17 protein-coding genes and 1 pseudogene are annotated in these 16,895 nt (G+C 51.1%); 5 read left to right on the forward strand and 13 right to left on the reverse strand.

Annotated elements, in window-relative coordinates; all coding sequences use genetic code 11:
• Positions 1 to 15 precede the first annotated feature (15 nt).
• On the forward strand, positions 16 to 570 hold the full coding sequence (locus DQM57_RS03445) for a peptidylprolyl isomerase (RefSeq protein WP_111726870.1): 555 nt from the start codon (positions 16 to 18) through the stop codon (positions 568 to 570).
• A gap of 133 nt (positions 571 to 703) precedes the next feature.
• Here the strand turns inward: DQM57_RS03445 and ttcA are convergent, their stop codons facing one another.
• The 3 genes from ttcA to DQM57_RS03460 form a co-directional block, all read right to left on the reverse strand.
• Positions 704 to 1,663: a tRNA 2-thiocytidine(32) synthetase TtcA gene (ttcA, locus tag DQM57_RS03450; RefSeq protein ID WP_111726872.1), complete on the reverse strand. Its 960-nt coding sequence runs from the start codon at positions 1,661 to 1,663 to the stop codon at positions 704 to 706.
• Between the two features lie 97 nt (positions 1,664 to 1,760).
• Positions 1,761 to 2,624 (reverse strand): CAF17-like 4Fe-4S cluster assembly/insertion protein YgfZ, encoded by an 864-nt coding sequence (gene ygfZ / locus DQM57_RS03455; protein WP_167395527.1) that lies wholly within the window; start codon positions 2,622 to 2,624, stop codon positions 1,761 to 1,763.
• Between the two features lie 35 nt (positions 2,625 to 2,659).
• Positions 2,660 to 3,019 (reverse strand): RidA family protein, encoded by a 360-nt coding sequence (locus DQM57_RS03460; RefSeq protein WP_111726874.1) that lies wholly within the window; start codon positions 3,017 to 3,019, stop codon positions 2,660 to 2,662.
• A 74-nt stretch (positions 3,020 to 3,093) separates the two neighbouring features.
• Here DQM57_RS03460 and ybaK point away from each other — a divergent pair, with 74 nt between their 5' ends.
• From ybaK to DQM57_RS03475, 3 genes are read left to right on the forward strand one after another with little or no spacing between them, the layout of a single operon-like run.
• A complete protein-coding gene (ybaK, locus tag DQM57_RS03465; RefSeq protein ID WP_111726876.1) occupies positions 3,094 to 3,573 on the forward strand; it encodes a Cys-tRNA(Pro) deacylase in 480 nt (159 codons plus the stop codon).
• 22 nt (positions 3,574 to 3,595) lie between these two features.
• Positions 3,596 to 4,294 carry a DUF4870 family protein gene (locus DQM57_RS03470; protein WP_111726878.1) on the forward strand — a complete coding sequence of 233 codons (699 nt, stop codon included), beginning with the start codon at positions 3,596 to 3,598 and terminating at the stop codon, positions 4,292 to 4,294.
• A 1-nt stretch (position 4,295) separates the two neighbouring features.
• Positions 4,296 to 5,171 carry a DMT family transporter gene (locus DQM57_RS03475; RefSeq protein WP_107997428.1) on the forward strand — a complete coding sequence of 292 codons (876 nt, stop codon included), beginning with the start codon at positions 4,296 to 4,298 and terminating at the stop codon, positions 5,169 to 5,171.
• A gap of 74 nt (positions 5,172 to 5,245) precedes the next feature.
• On the opposite strand, the gene aspA is transcribed toward DQM57_RS03475, so the two are convergent.
• The 10 genes and pseudogenes from aspA to leuC all read right to left on the reverse strand — a co-directional run bounded on the left by aspA (position 5,246) and on the right by leuC (position 15,273).
• Positions 5,246 to 6,643, reverse strand: a complete 1,398-nt coding sequence (aspA, locus tag DQM57_RS03480) for an aspartate ammonia-lyase (protein WP_111726880.1) — start codon at positions 6,641 to 6,643, stop codon at positions 5,246 to 5,248.
• Positions 6,644 to 6,834: 191 nt separating this feature from the next.
• Positions 6,835 to 6,945 (reverse strand): annotated as a pseudogene (locus tag DQM57_RS09780) (IS5/IS1182 family transposase); the annotation flags it as partial.
• A gap of 134 nt (positions 6,946 to 7,079) precedes the next feature.
• Positions 7,080 to 9,539: a TonB-dependent receptor gene (locus DQM57_RS03485; protein ID WP_111726882.1), complete on the reverse strand. Its 2,460-nt coding sequence runs from the start codon at positions 9,537 to 9,539 to the stop codon at positions 7,080 to 7,082.
• A gap of 123 nt (positions 9,540 to 9,662) precedes the next feature.
• Positions 9,663 to 10,226, reverse strand: coding sequence for a YceI family protein (locus tag DQM57_RS03490; protein WP_111726884.1), 564 nt, complete (start codon positions 10,224 to 10,226; stop codon positions 9,663 to 9,665).
• A gap of 348 nt (positions 10,227 to 10,574) precedes the next feature.
• Positions 10,575 to 11,645: a 3-isopropylmalate dehydrogenase gene (gene leuB / locus DQM57_RS03495; protein ID WP_111726886.1), complete on the reverse strand. Its 1,071-nt coding sequence runs from the start codon at positions 11,643 to 11,645 to the stop codon at positions 10,575 to 10,577.
• 91 nt (positions 11,646 to 11,736) lie between these two features.
• On the reverse strand, positions 11,737 to 12,198 hold the full coding sequence (locus DQM57_RS03500; RefSeq protein ID WP_111726888.1) for a NanQ anomerase/TabA/YiaL family protein: 462 nt from the start codon (positions 12,196 to 12,198) through the stop codon (positions 11,737 to 11,739).
• 64 nt (positions 12,199 to 12,262) lie between these two features.
• Positions 12,263 to 12,904, reverse strand: a complete 642-nt coding sequence (leuD, locus tag DQM57_RS03505; RefSeq protein ID WP_003677355.1) for a 3-isopropylmalate dehydratase small subunit — start codon at positions 12,902 to 12,904, stop codon at positions 12,263 to 12,265.
• 45 nt (positions 12,905 to 12,949) lie between these two features.
• Positions 12,950 to 13,315: a VOC family protein gene (locus DQM57_RS03510; RefSeq protein WP_111726890.1), complete on the reverse strand. Its 366-nt coding sequence runs from the start codon at positions 13,313 to 13,315 to the stop codon at positions 12,950 to 12,952.
• A gap of 103 nt (positions 13,316 to 13,418) precedes the next feature.
• Positions 13,419 to 13,739 carry a hypothetical protein gene (locus DQM57_RS03515; RefSeq protein WP_111726892.1) on the reverse strand — a complete coding sequence of 107 codons (321 nt, stop codon included), beginning with the start codon at positions 13,737 to 13,739 and terminating at the stop codon, positions 13,419 to 13,421.
• A 124-nt stretch (positions 13,740 to 13,863) separates the two neighbouring features.
• Positions 13,864 to 15,273 (reverse strand): 3-isopropylmalate dehydratase large subunit, encoded by a 1,410-nt coding sequence (leuC, locus tag DQM57_RS03520; protein WP_111726894.1) that lies wholly within the window; start codon positions 15,271 to 15,273, stop codon positions 13,864 to 13,866.
• Between the two features lie 255 nt (positions 15,274 to 15,528).
• On the opposite strand from leuC, the gene gshA reads away from it, so the two are divergent.
• Complete coding sequence (gene gshA / locus DQM57_RS03525; RefSeq protein WP_111726896.1) at positions 15,529 to 16,878, forward strand: glutamate--cysteine ligase; 1,350 nt, start codon at positions 15,529 to 15,531, stop codon at positions 16,876 to 16,878.
• Positions 16,879 to 16,895 lie beyond the last annotated feature (17 nt).

The raw sequence follows: 16,895 nt of genomic DNA on the forward strand, positions 1-16,895 counted from the left end.
TCTGAGGAGGATGGGATGAAACCCAAATTCAAAACCGTTTTAACCGCGCTGCTTTTGGCGGCTTCCCTGCCGTCTATGGCGGCAACCCATGTTTTGATGGAAACCGACATGGGTAATATCCGTTTGGTTTTGGACGAGTCCAAAGCCCCCAAAACCGTTGCCAATTTCGTGCGCTATGCCCGAAAAGGCTTTTACGACGACACCGTTTTTCACCGCGTTATCGACGGTTTTGTTATCCAGGGCGGCGGATTTACCGAGGACTTGGTACAAAAGGCAACCGATAAGGCCGTTGCCAACGAATCCGGCAACGGCTTGAAAAACACCGTCGGTACCATCGCCATGGCGCGGACGGCCGATCCGGATTCCGCCACCAGCCAATTCTTTATCAATCTGGCGGACAATGATTCACTCAACTACAAAAACGGACAATACGGCTATACCGTTTTCGGCAGGGTCGAAAGCGGCATGAACACCGTTTCCAAAATCGTCCGCGTCAAAACCGCCACGCGCGGCTTTTATCAAAACGTACCCGTACGGTCCGTCAAAATCCGCCGCGTTGTTGTCGAGTAATATAACGGGAAACCTTCAGAAAGCCGAAACGGAAAAAGCAGGCGTTTGGGGTTGAAAAGTGTCTGCTTCGGGATTTTAAAATGCCGTCTGAAACGCCAAACGGGCTTCAGACGGCATTTTTGACGGCGGAGGCCTATGCGCCGCAAGTTTTCGGTTTGTTCGCTAGAATGTTGATGACTTTGCGTTCGGCTTTTTGCGGCTCGATTTTGATTTCGCTCTCATCTTCTTCGCTGCCGTCTGAAAAACGTTCGGGCATTTTTTCGCTGTCAAATGCCAAATCGCCGCCGTGTTTCAGGTTTTGACCGCGTTCCAATCCGACAAAGTCAAAGAGTTCGGTATCGGCAAGGTGGGAAGGGACGACGTTTTGCAGGGCGGAGAACATCGATTCGATACGGCCGGGGAAGCGTTTGTCCCAATCGCGCAGCATATCGCCGATGACTTGGCGTTGCAGGTTGGGCTGCGAGCCGCAGAGGTTACACGGGATAATCGGGAACTGTTTCAGCTCGGCGTATTTGATCAAATCTTTCTCTTTCACATACGCCAGCGGGCGGATGACGATGTGTTCGCCGTTATCGCTCACCAGCTTGGGCGGCATGGCTTTGAGTTTGCCGCCGTAAAACATATTTAAAAACATGGTGGCGAGGATGTCGTCGCGGTGGTGTCCCAAGGCGATTTTGGTACAGCCTAATTCTTTTGCGGTACGGTAGAGGATGCCGCGGCGCAGGCGGCTGCACAGCGAACAAGTCGTTTTGCCTTCGTCCAACACGCGTTTGACGGTGGAGTAGGTGTCTTCTTCGACGATTTTGTACGGCACGCCTATGCTTTCGAGATAGGTCGGCAATACTTCTTCGGGGAAGCCCGGCTGTTTTTGGTCGAGATTGACGGCAACCAGTTCGAAATCAATCGGCGCGCTGGCTTGGAGCTGGCGCAGGATGTCTAACAGGGCGTAGCTGTCTTTGCCGCCGGAGAGGCAGACCATGATTTTGTCGCCCGGCTCGATCATGTTGAAATCGTTAATTGCGTCGCCGACGGCGTGGCGCAGGCGTTTGCTGAGTTTGTTGTTTTCCAGTTCTTGTTTGGTTTTTTTGGACATGGCGGTGGTTTGAAAAATTAGGGATGCGGCATTGTAACCGAAAACAGGGGCGGTTTTAAAATGCCGTCTGAAAAAGGTTCAGACGGCATTAGAGGGATTATTCTGCATTTTCGGTTTTAAAGAAGAGATGAACCGCTTTGAAGATACCGCCGTTTGGGACGGTCAGTTCTTTTTGTGCGGCGGAGAATTTAATCACGGCAAGGGCGGTAAAGTTTTCCGAATCTTTAACGCTGTCGAGCACGATGCCGGCCTCTTCGCCGTCTGCCGCCAGCAGGGTTCCTGCTTCGACGGCCGAATTTCCCGACAATACCGCCAAGCCGCGTTTGACCTGCCCCCGATACTGGGCACGGGCAATGATTTCCTGTCCCGGATAGCAGCCTTTTTTGAAGTGTACGCCGCCGATGATGTGCTGGTTGAGCATTTGGGCAACGGCAGTTTCTTTGGTAGCCGCGCATATCCACGGATAGCCGCTGCGGATTTCATGAAGCTTCCATGCGCTTTCGGCAGCGGCATCATAAGGGGGCAGGGCGGTTTCTGGTGCGATGCGAAGGATGCCGCCATGAGGCAGAGCGATAGAGCAGATGCCGTCTGAATCTTGTTGTGCGGCAAAGGCAAGGTTGGGTTCTCGTGCGGCAAGCGGTTCGGCAGATTCTGCCAACTCTGCGCCGACACCGTAGTTGTCCGGTATTTCGAAAACGACTTTGGCGCGAAGGACGAACATGCGAAGGCGTTTGACGGTTGACTCGGTCAAGTCTTCGGACATGGCGAGCAGCAGGTCGTCTCCCCGGTTGATGACGAGCATATTGGCAATCACACGGCCTTTGGGCGTATTGTAAGTCGCATAACACGCTTGTCCGGACTGAAGATGGTTGATGTCGTTGGAAAGCTGGCCGTGCAGGAAACTTTGGCGGTCTTTGCCGCTGACGCGGACTACGCCGAAAGAGGGTAATAATGTTTTCATGATGTGTGTACTCCAAATCGGAAGGTTCGGCGTGCTTATGCAGCCGTTGTTTTTCGGGCTGCCGTTACTTTGATTTCGACGCGCCATTCCGGACGGGCGAGACGTGCTTCCACACAGATACGCGCAGGCGTTCTGCCTGAAACGACCCAGCCGTCCCAAATTTCGTTCATCTCGCCATAATCGCCCATGTCGCGCAGATAGACGGCTGCCTCTATGATATGCGCCCTGTCCGAACCGCATTCTTCAAGCCAGCGGTCGATTTGGGACAGCACGTCGGCAGTCTGTTCCGCCACCGTCTGCCCGTTTTCGGGAACCATGCCGGAGAGGAAAATCAAATCGCCGGCGCAAACTGCTTCCGAGTAACGGGGGGTTGTGCCGAAATACCGGATATCCATATTGGTTTCCTTCAATAAAGGGGATATATGGTAACATTGCATTTGGGTGATTTCCATGTTTTGCGTAACGAAAAATGAGTAAACAGACCTATCCGGTAACACCGGCAGTACGCGTTTTGCGTGAAAACGGCATTAAGTTCGAGCCTTTCATCTATCCCTACGAGGAACACGGCGGTACGGCCCAATTTGCGCGCCTGTTTGAAAAAGACGAACATCTGGTCGTCAAAACCATTGTTTTACAGGATGAAAACAGGCAGGGGCTGATTGTTTTGATGCACGGCGACAAGCAGATTTCGACCCGTAATCTGGCGAGGTATTTGGGCGTGAAACATATCGAACCCGCCACGCCCGCGCAGGCGAATAAGTGGACCGGCTACCTGGTCGGGGGGACAACGCCGTTCGGTATCAAGACAAAGTTGGATATTTACGTCGAACAGTCGGTAATGGATTTGGAAACCATCTATATCAACGGTGGAAAACGCGGGTTCATTATCGGTATCCGCCCCGATGATTTAAATATTTTGAACCCGAAAACAATACAGGCAGCGGTTTAACAGGGAAGTATAAAGGAGCAATATGGATAAGGATTTATATGCTGTATTAGGCGTGTCGGAGCAGGCGGGTGCGGACGAAATCAAGCTTGCCTACCGCAAACTGGCGATGAAGTATCATCCCGACCGCAATCCCGGCAATCCTCTGGCGGAAGAGAAATTCAAAGAAATACAATATGCCTATGAAATTCTTTCGGATGAGGGAAAACGGGCGCAATATAACGCTGCCTTCAGGCAATCTTTCAGTCAATATGAAGAAGGGGAAGAGCAGGTTTTCCGCAGGGAGCGGGCGAGGAAGGAGCGTTTTTATCGTCAGCAGTCCGGCCGCGGCCAGGCATACGGGCAGGAGTTTGAATGGCGTTCATCCGACGGATACAATGCTTCCGGGTCATCAGGTAAGGCCGGCGGCCAGAACTATGTTCTCGCTGCCTACATCCTTTTCGGATTGGGTGTAATGGTGCAAGTCATGCCCCTTATCGGTGTCATTCTTGCCTATGTGAAGCGTAAGGATTTTGAGGATATCGTTTATGTCGTACATGCTGAATATCTGATTAAAACCTTTTGGCGGACGTTATGGCTTTATATTTTGGGCGCGCTGACCACGGCTTTCGGTATCGGCGTGCTGATTATCATTGCGGCAACCGTTTGGTATTTTTACCGTGTCATCGTCGGGTTTGTCCGTTTCAACGACCGCAGGATGGTTATTCCTGAGAAATGGATATAATATGGCCTATCTTTTAGTCAGCATCATTTTCAGTGTTTCTGTTTCCATATTATTGAAAATGGCAAGGAAGAAAAAAATTGAGATTGCGCAGGCGGTCGCCGTCAATTATGTGGTCGCGGTAATACTGACCCTGCTGGTATTGAAGCCGGATGTCGGCAATATCGGCGCATTTTTGCCGACATGGTGGCTGTTTGCCGCATTGGGCGTGTTGTTGCCGTCTGTATTCGTCGTCATGGGTAAATCCGTAGAAGCCGCAGGCATTGTCAAATCCGACGCGGCACAGCGCCTGTCGCTGTTTTTGCCGATTGTTGCGGCACTGACCCTGTTTGGTGAAAAACTCAGCGAAGGCAGACTAATCGGACTGTGCCTCGCATTTGCCGCACTCTTCTGCCTGTTATGGAAGCACGAAGGCGGTAAAACATCCGGAAGCGCATGGCGTCAGGTGGTATTGCTGCTGGGCGTATGGGCAGGTTACGGCATTATCGATATCTTGTTTAAGCAGCTTGCCAAAAGCGGAACGGCATTTTCAGGCAACCTTCTGATTGCATTTGCTTTATCCGGTATTTTGATATTTGCCTACCTATTGTCCAAATCAGTCAAATGGCGTATTGAGAGTGTGGTCGGCGGCGCACTATTGGGCGGTTTGAACTTCATGAATATCGTAACTTATATCACTGCCCACCAAATCATGAAAGACAATCCGACCTTGGTTTTTGCCGGTATGAATATCGGCGTGATTGTTTTGGGTACGCTTTCAGGATCATTGTTTTTTAAAGAGAAAATTAATGCTGTCAATACGGCAGGCATTGTACTGTCATTATGCTCCATTGCCTGCCTGTTCTATTGGACAGAAGTTAAGACATTGTTCGGAATATAATCCGGCTGATTGATATAACAAAATGCCGTCTGAAACAGGAAAATGCTGCTTCAGACGGCATTTGTTCATAATGTTTACAGATGAGGATTCATCAGGTTCTCGGGGGAGAGGATGCGGTTGATTTCTTCTTCGCTTAACAGGCCGCGCTCCAGTACGACTTCGCGCACGCCTTTGCCGGTCTGGGCGCAGATTTTGCCGACCAAGTCGCCGTTGTGGTGGCCGATGTACGGATTCAGATAAGTCACCAAACCGATGGAGTTGAAAACGTAACGTTCGCAGATTTCGCGGTTGACCGTAATGCCTTTGACGCATTTGTCGGACAGGTTGACTGCGGCATTGCCCAAGAGGGAAATGGTTTCAAACATACATTGGGCGATGACCGGCTCCATAACGTTCAGCTGCAACTGACCTGCTTCGGCTGCAAAAGTGATGGTGGTGTCGTTGCCGATGACTTTGAAGCAGACTTGGTTGACGACTTCGGGAATCACGGGATTGACTTTGGCGGGCATGATGGAAGAACCGGCCTGCAATTCAGGCAGGTTGATTTCTTTCAAACCGGCGCGTGGGCCAGAAGAGAGTAGGCGCAAGTCGTTGCAGATTTTGGAGAGTTTGACGGCTGTGCGTTTCAATGCGCCGTGTACCATCACATATGCGCCGCAGTCGGAGGTCGCCTCGATCAGGTTTTCAGTCAGTTTGCAAGGCAGGCCGCTGACTTCGGAGAGTTTCTCAACGACCAAAGCCGCATAGCCTTTAGGCGTATTCACACCTGTACCGATGGCGGTTGCGCCCAAATTGACTTCCAAAAGCAGTTGGCGGGTGCGGTCGAGGTTGAGGATTTCTTCTTCCAATAACACTTGGAAAGATTGGAATTCTTGTCCTGCAGTCATTGGCACGGCATCTTGAAGCTGGGTGCGCCCCATTTTTAAAACGTCTTTAAACTCTTCGGCTTTGGCGGCAAAGGCGTTTTTCAGGACTGCCAGTTTGTCGAGCAATTCGCCGATGCTGTAATACACGGCAAGGCGGAAACCGGTAGGGTAGGCGTCGTTGGTGGATTGGCTGGCGTTGACATGATCCATCGGATTGACGATGTCGTAGCGGCCTTTTTCGTATCCCAAGACTTCCAATGCGAGGTTGGCAATGACTTCGTTGGTATTCATGTTGACCGAAGTACCGGCGCCGCCCTGATAAACGTCGGACGGGAATTGGTCGAGGCAGCGGCCTTTGAGTAACACTTCGTCGCAAGCCTTTTCAATGGCGGTGGCGATTTCGGGTTTTACTGCGCCCAATTCGCCGTTTGCCTGCGCGGTCGCTTTTTTCACCATCACCATGCTACGGACAAACTGCGGTACATCGGAAATTTTTTGTGTGGAAATTTTAAAGTTTTCAATGGCGCGCAGGGTGTGGATGCCCCAATATACTTCGGCGGGAATCTCACGATCGCCCAATAAATCGTGTTCGGTACGGACAGTCATATTTTTACCTTTGTAAGTCGGATAATTGATATTTAAAAAATGCGGTATCGGAAAGATAACGCATGAAGTCGAACACTATACCACTCGGATGAAATTGTCTATATCGTATGCCGTCTGAAAACGGGAACCGCCGTTTTAGGACATGCTTTCCGGCAAGCTCTGCAGGCAGCCGAAACATAGCGCGGCGGATTGTATAGTGGATTAAACTTAAACCAGTACGGCGTTGCCTCGCCTTGCCGTACTATTTGTACTGCCTGCGGCTTCGTCGCCTTGTCCTGATTTAAATTTAATCCACTATACTTCACAGTATCAGGGCGGTAAGGAGATGATTGGGTCGGGCAATATCGGCTTACGGTTCATAAATCTCTTCATGCCGATATAAAAATGCCGTCTGAAAATATTTCAGACGGCATTTGGTTTAGCACGTTATTTCAATTTACAGCGAAATTTTCACACCGGCGCGGATAGAACGTCCGGGCAGCGGCGCAATGTATTTGAGTATGGAGTTTTGCGCGCGCGCGATACGGTTGGTCAGGTTTCGGCCGTCCAAGAACCATTCTGTGCTGTATCTGCTGTGTTTTTGCGTATGGCTGACATAGGCATCGAGCAGGGCGTAGGAGCCGAGTGAGGGTTCTTTGTATGCCGCAGCCATGTTTCCGGTGTGTTTGGCAGCGGCGTAGCGGGTCAGGCTGCTGCCGATTTGCCATGCTCCTTTGTTCCAGCTTGCACCCAGCCCGTAGCGGGAAACAGGCAGGTTGGGCATATAGTAGCCATCATTGCGCAGGCGGTTTGAGTCCGCATTCCTACTGTCTTTGTCGTCGGCATGATTGCGAACCCTGTCGGCAAACAGGCGCAGTTCGAGTTGTCCGTATTGTTTCAGGTCGAAAAGTTGGGTCAGCTCGATTTCCAAACCTTGGATGCGGGTATCTGCCGCACGCCAGTATTTGGTCGGCAGATGGTTGCCGCCGTCATGTGCAACGTCAGACAGATAAATGTAGTCGTTGAATCGGGTTTGGTAATAGTTAGCGCGGAGTTTGCCTCCGTTCCACTCGAACTCATTGCCGAATTCCCATGTTCTGGCAGTTTCCGGACGTAAGACGGAATCGGAAGAATAATTTTCCGAAGCAAGTTGCGCATAATGGCTGCCGCCTGCATAGAGTTCGTTAATTTCCGGCGCGCGTTGGGAGCGGCTGTAGCGGGCATTTATTTTCCAAAACGGAAGGGGTTTCCAACCGGTTGACGCATGGAAGCTGTTGAGGCTGTATTTGAGGCTGCTCCGTTTCTCAAGCCCTTTTTGGGAGTCGGTATTACGGGCTGTTTTGTAGCTGTCCAAGTCAAGGCCGTGGCGGACATTGCCATAACGCCAACCGAGCGAGGCTTCATAGTTGCGGTATTTGAGGTTTTCCAAGACAAATATGCCGTATTCACGACTATTCGTATCGGGCAGGTAGGAATAGTTGCCGGTACGTTTGCCGTTCAAGCCCGAAGATTCGGTATGGCGGCGTTTGTAGTCGGCCCCTATGCTGCCGTTAAACAGGGAGGAGAAGTGGTGGTTCAGTTCGATACGGTTTTGGAGGGTACGGCTGTCGAGGCTGTTAACCTTGGTCGAGCCCAAGAGTTCGGTATTCGGCGTATCGGTGTATGAGGTCAGGAAGCTGACGTTGTCCACCCAGGAGGATTGCGGACGGTAAAGTGCGTCCACAAGCCAGCGTGTTTGCTGAGAATAGACGGATGCGGGTTCTGCAGCAAGTTTACGGTTGCCGTTGCCGTCGATATTGTAATAGGAGAAACCGGGAATACCAGAACGGTACAGGCTGCGGCTGACGGCGGCACCGATGTGGCCTCTCTCGCCGATATAGCTGCCGCCGAATGAAACGCTGCGGTTTTTCAAGCTGCTGTTGCCCAGGCGGCCTTCGCGGACGGGCGTATCGTCGCGCATGGCGTGGACAGTGGTTTTACGGAACTCTTTCGAACCGTCGTAAAGCGGATTGTCAATCCAATCTGCAGAATTGCCCCATGCAGGTTTGTTCAACTTGTACATTTCTGAATCATCGAGGTGTTCGCCGTATTTCTTCTCCAACTCATTCAGCCATGCTCTACCCCCTTTGTGGACATAGCGGTAATAGCCCGGGTTCAATTCTTCAGTAATAACGGGAGTAATCTGGCAAGACCACATCAGGCGCGAGTTGAGGCGGTTCGCTGGGTCGTAGCACAAATCGGGTTTGCTTGAGCCGGGGATGCGGTAGCCCGAAATTTGGCTGTTGGAAGCATCAAGATGCCATGCGAAATTACCGGTCTTGCCGTCGAAACGGAAGGCTTCGTTGTGCGGGGTGTTGTAGCCGCCGCTCAATTCGATTTTGCCGCCGAAGTCTTGTTCTGGCAGTTTATGCGGGATGACGCCGGTATCGACATCAACCGCGCCGCCGATGGCGTTGCCGCCGTATAGGACTGCCGCTGAAGATTTCAAAACCGTAATTTTATCTGCTAAAAACGGATTGACCATGGTCGGCAGGTTTCCGCTGATTGCGGCCATATTGGACACACCCATGCCGTTTTCGCTGATATAGACGCGCGAACCGCTCAAGCTGCGGATTTGAGGCAGACCGGTGTTGGGGCCGAAACCGGCGTTTTGTACGCCGCCGACTTTTTCCAAAGTCTGACCGAGTGAGACGGCGCGTTTGGTTTTCAAATCATGAGCGGTTAGCACGTCGCCGTCTCCTAAAACGTCCTTAGCCTGCAGGTCGCGGCTGCTTTTATCTTTGTGCGCGTTAACGTTGACTTGCGGCAACTCGGCAGATGTCATGCCTTCTGCGTAGCATGATGCGGAAAGCAGAGATAGCAGGATGATGTTGAGATTAAAAAGACGATGCGTATTTTGCTTAAACGGAGTAGTCATAAAGTTCATTCCACATAATTAATAATAATTAGCCTTTTTATGATATAGCAAATTCGTTATGATGAAAATAAAAATGCCGTCTGAAATATTTCAGACGGCATTTTTATTGACTCGTATCAAGATTTATTGTTTGGCTGCCTCGATTTGGATGTCGATGCGGACGCTTTTGGTCATACCAACGTTAACGAGGTAGTCCATGCCCCATTTGGTGCGGTCGATGGTGGTGCTGAAGTCGCCGCCGCAAACTTCGGTTTTCAACATCGGGCTTTGGTAGCAGTTGAATTTTTCGGCTTTGAGTTTGACGGGGGCGGTTTTACCGTGCATGGTCAGGTTGCCGTCAACGGAAACAAGTTTTTTGCCGTTGAAGTTGAATTTGGTGGAAACGAAGCGGATGTTAGGATATTGGGCGGCATTGAAGATGTCGGCTGATTTCAAGTGGTCGGTAAAGTGTTGCGAACCGCTTTGTAGGTTGGCAACGGGGATGGTGATGTCGATTTTACCGTCGCGTTTTGCTTGGTCGAACTCAACGGAACCGGTCAGACCGTAAAAACCGCCGACGTTGGTGCTGGTGTTGAAATGGTCGATGGAGAAACGGGCGTTGGCATGATATTCGTCCACTTTGTAGGTAGCGGCGGAGGCAGTACCGATGGCTGCTGCTGCGAGTGCGGCGATGATGATTTTTTTCATGATTCTTTTCCTTTGTGTGAGGCTGTAAAGATGCTTATCTTAACATAGGAAAGAATGCATATCATTTCTTAAGGGCGAACGGTGGATTTACCTGGATTTGATGATGGGGTCGTCTGAAACCTGAGAAGGGCAATACTGGGAGCTGTCGATATTCAATCATTTCAGCGTTTTTTATCCCTAAAGCGGCATCTTCTGCGTTGGAAATCCTCACCGGGTGTCCAACCTTGTTACGGTTTACGCCTTGAATCTTCTGCTTTGCAAACAAAAATCCACCGGGAAAATTAAATGTCGACAGCCCTAATGAAAAAAGCGCGGAGTAGTCCGCGCTTTGGGTTTTCAGACGGCCTTTTACAAGGCGGCGAGTACCGCATCGCCCATTTCGGAGCAGGAAACGAGTTTCGTGCCTTCTTCGTAAATGTCGCCGGTGCGCAAGCCTTGTTGCAGCACTTTTTGGACGGCGTTTTCGACTTGTTGCGCGCGGACTTCGTCGTTCAGGCTGTAACGCAGCAGCATGGCAAGTGAGAGGATGGTGGCCAGCGGGTTGGCTTTGTTTTGTCCGGCGATGTCGGGGGCGGAGCCGTGAGACGGTTCGTACAGGCCTTTGCCGTTTTCGTCCAAAGAAGCGGAAGGCAGCATACCGATGGAGCCGGTCAGCATGGAGGCTTCGTCGGAGAGGATATCGCCGAAGATGTTGCCGGTGGCAATCACGTCGAATTGTTTGGGCGCGCGCACGAGCTGCATGGCGGCGTTGTCGACGTACATATGGGAAAGCTCGACATCAGGGTATTCTTTGCCGATTTCTTCAAAGATTTCGCGCCACAATTCGGTGGTTTCCAAAACGTTGGCTTTGCCTACGGAGCAGACTTTTTTGCTGCGTTTTTGGGCGGATTGGAAGGCGACATGGGCGATGCGGCGGATTTCGCTTTCGCTGTATTTCATGGTGTTGTAGCCTTCGCGTTCGCCGTTTTCCAGAACGCGGATGCCGCGCGGTTCGCCGAAATAAATATCGCCGGTGAGTTCGCGCACAATCAAAATATCCAAACCGGCAACGATTTCAGGTTTGAGCGTGGAGGCGTTGGCTAGCTCGGGATAGAGGATAGCGGGGCGCAAATTGGCAAACAGATTCAAGTCTTTACGGATGGCTAACAAGCCACGCTCAGGACGCAATGGACGGTCGAGATTGTCGTATTGTGGAGAACCGACTGCACCAAGCAGGACGGCATCGGCTTTACGGCAAAGGTTTTGCGTGAATTCTGGATAAGGATGGCCGTATTCATCGTAGGCTTCGCCGCCTAGTGGGGCGTATTCGTAGCCGGCGTCCAAGCCTTGGGCGATAAGTTTGTCGAGTACGCGGACGGTTTCGGCGATGATCTCAGGGCCGATGCCGTCGCCGCGCAAGATAGCGATATGTTTGGTCATTGTTTTTCCTTTTTTTGTCAATAAAGAGTGGGGATGCCGTCTGAAAAAGGTTCGGGCAGGTTTAGAGGTCGGATGCGATACCAAGATGTCGTTATAGACGCTCTGTTTCGATACGGATTTTAAAAACGGCTTTGCGTATGTTCGCCCTGTCGCCGACCAATGGGGCATGCGCATCATTCGGGAAAAATAGCGCAAATTCGCCTGGCTCCAAGGTTAACCAGGTTTCCGGCTCGCAGTCGAAAAACTCGATATCGCGCTTTTCGTTGTAGCCCAAACCGTTTTTCAGACGGCCTCTGTCTATCCAGCCATACGTTTCGCTGCCGTCAATCGGCGTTTGAATATCAATGTGTTTTAAGTGCGCTTCAGGCTGGGCTTCTCGTTGCGTCCTCATCGGCTCGCTGCCGATAAAAATACGGATATTGGGATTCTCGTACGGTACTTGGCCGTCGGGCAGTTTGGCAAAATCCAAGGTCTGCAACAGATGGAAGGCTTCGGCAAAGTCGGGATGCAGCGCGGCGTAGCGGGTGGCATTGCTTATGGTGTCGGTAATCATGGTATATTTTTGTAGATTAAAGACCGTCTGAAACACTTAAATTTTTCAGACGGCCTTTTGTATATCAACCGTTAAACAGCCAAGGCTGGCTTTGGCGGCGTTTTTCTTCAAAGGCATGAATTTCGTCAGCATGTTGCAGGGTCAGGCCGATTTCGTCCAAGCCGTTTAAGAGGCAGTGTTTGCGGTGTTCGGTAATGTCGAATGTGAATGTTTCGCCGCTAGGGGTGGTCAGGGTTTGCTCGGCAAGGTCGATGGAGAGCTGATAGCCTTCGTTAGCTTCAACTTCTTTGAAAAGCTGGTCAACCTGTTCTTCTGTCAAAACGATAGGCAAAAGGCCGTTTTTGTAGCAGTTGTTGAAGAAGATGTCGGCGAAGCTGGGGGCGATGACGGCGCGGAAGCCGTAGTCGTCCAATGCCCAAGGGGCGTGTTCGCGTGAAGAGCCGCAACCGAAGTTTTTACGCGTCAACAGGATTTGTGCGCCTTGATAGCGTGGCTGGTTCAGGGAGAAATCCGGATTTAACGGGCGTTTGCTGTTGTCCATGCCAGGTTCGCCGTGGTCGAGGTAACGCCATTCATCAAAGGCATTGGGGCCGAAGCCGCTGCGTTTGATGGATTTCAGAAATTGTTTGGGGATGATGGCATCGGTGTCGACGTTGCTGCGGTCGAGCGGGGCAACGATGGCGGTAATTTTGGTAAAGGCTTTCATGTCAGATTCTTATAGTAATAATGGGAAATTTTATGGCTATTCGGGTTAGCGTGTGCTGTGCAAACCGATTCGGTTGCCTTCTGTATCTTCGATAAAGGCTGCAAAGCCGTTGGCAATGTGGAATTTCTCTTGTAACAGTTTGCCGCCTGCTGCAACGGCTTTTTCTGTTGTTTCGGCACAATCCGGGCAATTAAAGAAAATGGTTGTACCGCCGTGGCCGGGCTGGGCGTTGCTGTCGTGCCAAATCATGCCGGCCGTACCGTGTTGGGTGTAATCGGCTGGAAAAATGATGAAACGGAATCCGTTGCCGCCAACGTCTTGCAGGGGCTTGCCGAATACGGATTCGTAAAAGGCTTTGGCGCGATCCAAATCATGAGCGTGAATACCAAACCAGCTTGACGGATTACCCATTGTTTCTCCCTTTGCTTGGAATCGTGAAAATGTCTGAACAAGTAATCAGGTATCAGTCCGTCTGAAACGGGGTCAGGAGCTTCAGACGGCCTGATTTACCGAATTATTCGGTAGCAGCTTCGATTTTGCTGCCAACATGGCTCATGCCGCGACCTATTGCATTGCCGCCTTTTTTAACGGCTTCGCCGGTTTTGTCGGCAACGTGTTCGGCGGTTTCTTTGGTTTTATCGGCTACGCGCTCGGCGGTTTCTTTGGTTTTATCGGCTACGCGCTCGGCAGTTTCTTTGGTTTTGTCGGCTACGCGCTCGGCAGTTTCTTTGGTTTTGTCCCAATTGCGGTTGGCATCCTTTTTTGCGCCTGACCAAGTGCTGGAACAAGCCGACAGGATGAGGGCTGCGGCAGCCAATGCAAACAGTTTTTTCATACTAGTTTCCTTTCAAGTTATCAATGATTGAGAAGTTTTTCGGACGTTTTTCGCAATAGGAAAATTTACTTGTGTAAGGTGTTGTTTCAGACGGTCTGATGAATAAAGGCCGTCTGAAAATACTTTAAGCCATAGTACGGATGTCGGTAAAGCAGCCGGTCACTGCGGCGGCGGCTGCCATAGCGGGGCTGACGAGGTGGGTGCGTCCGCCGTTGCCTTGACGGCCTTCAAAGTTACGGTTGGAAGTGGAGGCGCAACGTTGTCCCGGGGTCAGGCGGTCGGCATTCATGGCGAGGCACATAGAGCAGCCCGGTTCGCGCCATTCAAAACCGGCTTCGATAAATACTTCGTGCAAGCCTTCTTTTTCTGCCTGCTCTTTAACCAAACCGGAGCCAGGGACAATCAATACGCGTTGTACATTGTCCGCTTTTTTGCGGCCTTTGGCGATGGCGGCGGCTTCGCGCAAATCTTCGATACGGCTGTTGGTGCAAGAGCCGATAAAGACGATATCGACAGGGATTTCGTTTAATGGCGTACCGGCTTCCAAACCCATGTATTCAAGGGCGCGTTTCATGCCGCTGCGTTTAACCGGATCGGCTTCTTCGGCAGGATTAGGCACTTTGCCACTGATGTCCAAAACCATTTCAGGCGAAGTGCCCCAAGTGACTTGAGGCTCGATGTCTTCGGCTTTGAAGTGGTATTCTTTATCGAATACCGCGCCTTCGTCGGAAACCAGCGTGCGCCAGTACTCGACGGCTTTGTCCCACGCTTCGCCTTTAGGTGCGAAAGGTTTGCCTTTTACATAGTCGATGGTGATTTGGTCGACGGCAACCATGCCTGAGCGTGCACCGGCTTCGATCGCCATATTGCACAAGGTCATGCGGCCTTCCATAGAAAGGCTGCGGATGGCTTCGCCGCCGAACTCGATGGCGTAGCCCGTACCGCCTGCTGTGCCGATTTTTCCGATGATGTAGAGGGCGACGTCTTTGGCGGTAACGCCCGGTTTCAGACGGCCTTCAACGGCAATCAGCATGGATTTGGATTTTTTCGCGGTAATACATTGGGTCGCCATGGTGTGCTCGACTTCGGAAGTGCCGATGCCGTGTGCCAACGCACCGAACGCACCGTGGGTAGAAGTGTGCGAGTCGCCGCAGACAACGGTCATGCCGGGCAGGGTAGCACCTTGTTCCGGGCCCATAACGTGTACGATGCCTTGGCCTTTATCCATAAACGGGAAGTAGGCGAGTGCGCCAAACTCTTTAATGTTTGTATCCAAAGTATCGACTTGCAGTTTGGAAATCGGGTCTTGGATACCTTTGTCCCAGTCGCCGGTCGGGGTGTTGTGGTCGGCTGTGGAGACTACGCTGTCGATACGCCAGAGTTTGCGGCCGGCCATTTTCAAGCCTTCAAATGCTTGCGGGCTGGTTACTTCGTGAACCAGGTGGCGGTCAATGTAAAGCAGGACAGTGCCGTCTTCTTCTTCGCGGACGATGTGGCTGTTCCAAAGTTTATCGTAAAGGGTTTGTGCTGTCATGGTGTTGTTCTTTTGTGTGGGTAGTAATGTAAGATGAAAATTCTAGACGGATTTTACATGTCATGCAACAAAATTTGTCTAATTTTTGAAAAAATGGAAAATTGAAAACAATCTGTAGATAAAAATTAGACATATTGTCTATTTAAAAGAACGGTTATATTCAAAGAATGATTTGATATGAAAGAATACTTGTCGGGATTCTTTTAAAGGCATTATTATTTGTACCTTGTTAAAACCACGTCAGGCAGAGGAAAGATGAAATTACCGGTTATATCGTCCGAGCATTTGGCTCAACTGCAGGCATTTGAAGCGAAAATCCTGTGTAACCACGCAAAAATTGAAGCATGGTTCCGTTCGCAGTGGAATGTGCACCGTCCGCCGTTTTACGGTTCGGTCGACATCCGCAATGCCGGTTACAAAATTTCGTCTATCGATATGAACCTGTTTCCGGGCGGCTTCAATAATTTGAATCCCAACTTTATCCCGCTGGCGGCGGTTGCTGCGCAAGATGCGGTGCAGCGTGCTTGCGAAACGGCAAAATCCGTATTGATTATTCCTGAAAACCACACGCGCAATACGTTTTACCTGCAAAACGTTTACGCCCTCAGCGAGATTTTGCGCTCGGCAGGGTATGAAGTGCGCTTGGGCAGCTTGAATCCGGAAGTTACTGAACCGACCGAGTTTGAAACCGCCTTGAGCGACAAAATCCTGTTGGAACCTTTATTGCGCACCCGCGAGCGCGTCCATCTTGCAGACGGTTTCTCGCCTTGCGTCGTCTTGTTGAACAACGACTTGTCCGCAGGTGTTCCCGACATTCTCAAAGACATCAGCCAAACCGTATTGCCTCCGTTGCACGGCGGTTGGACGACGCGCCGCAAAACAGATCATTTCGGCGCGTATAACCAAGTTGCCACCGAATTTGCCAAGTTGATCGACATCGACGAGTGGCAGATTAACCCTTATTTTGAAAAAATCGGCGGTTTAGACTTCCAAGAGCGGGAAGGTGAAGATGCGTTAGCGGAAGCAGTAGAACGCGTACTGGCGAAAATTCAAGCCAAATACGACGAATTGGGTATTACCGACCGGCCTTTCGTGATTGTCAAAGCCGATGCGGGTACTTACGGCATGGGCGTGATGAGCGTCAAGTCCGCCGACGAAGTGCGCGGATTAAATCGTAAAAACCGCAACAAAATGGCGAAGGTAAAAGAAGGCTTGGAAGTCAGCGAAGTGATTGTCCAAGAAGGTATCTATACCTACGAAACCATGAACGGCGCCGTGTGCGAACCCGTCGTGTATATGATGGACCGTTTCGTAATCGGCGGCTTCTTCCGCGTACACGAAGGCCGTGGCGCGGACGAAAACCTCAACGCCGGCGGTATGGTGTTTGTTCCTCTATCCAATAGCATTCCTACGGGTAACGGCGACAATTCCCAAGAAGCGCCTGAAGCCTGCAAACGCGTATTCGAACAATGGGATTCGCTCGGTATGCCGCGCTCTGAAAAAGACTGCGACGTGGACAACGAACACAACCGCCTCTACGTTTACGGCGTAATGGCACGCCTGTCGCTTCTGGCGGCGTCCATCGAGTTGGAACGGGCAGTGTAAAAGCGTAAAACTGTTTC

The sequence above is a fragment of the Neisseria cinerea genome (genome assembly GCF_900475315.1).
Taxonomy (GTDB): Bacteria; Pseudomonadota; Gammaproteobacteria; order Burkholderiales; family Neisseriaceae; genus Neisseria; species Neisseria cinerea.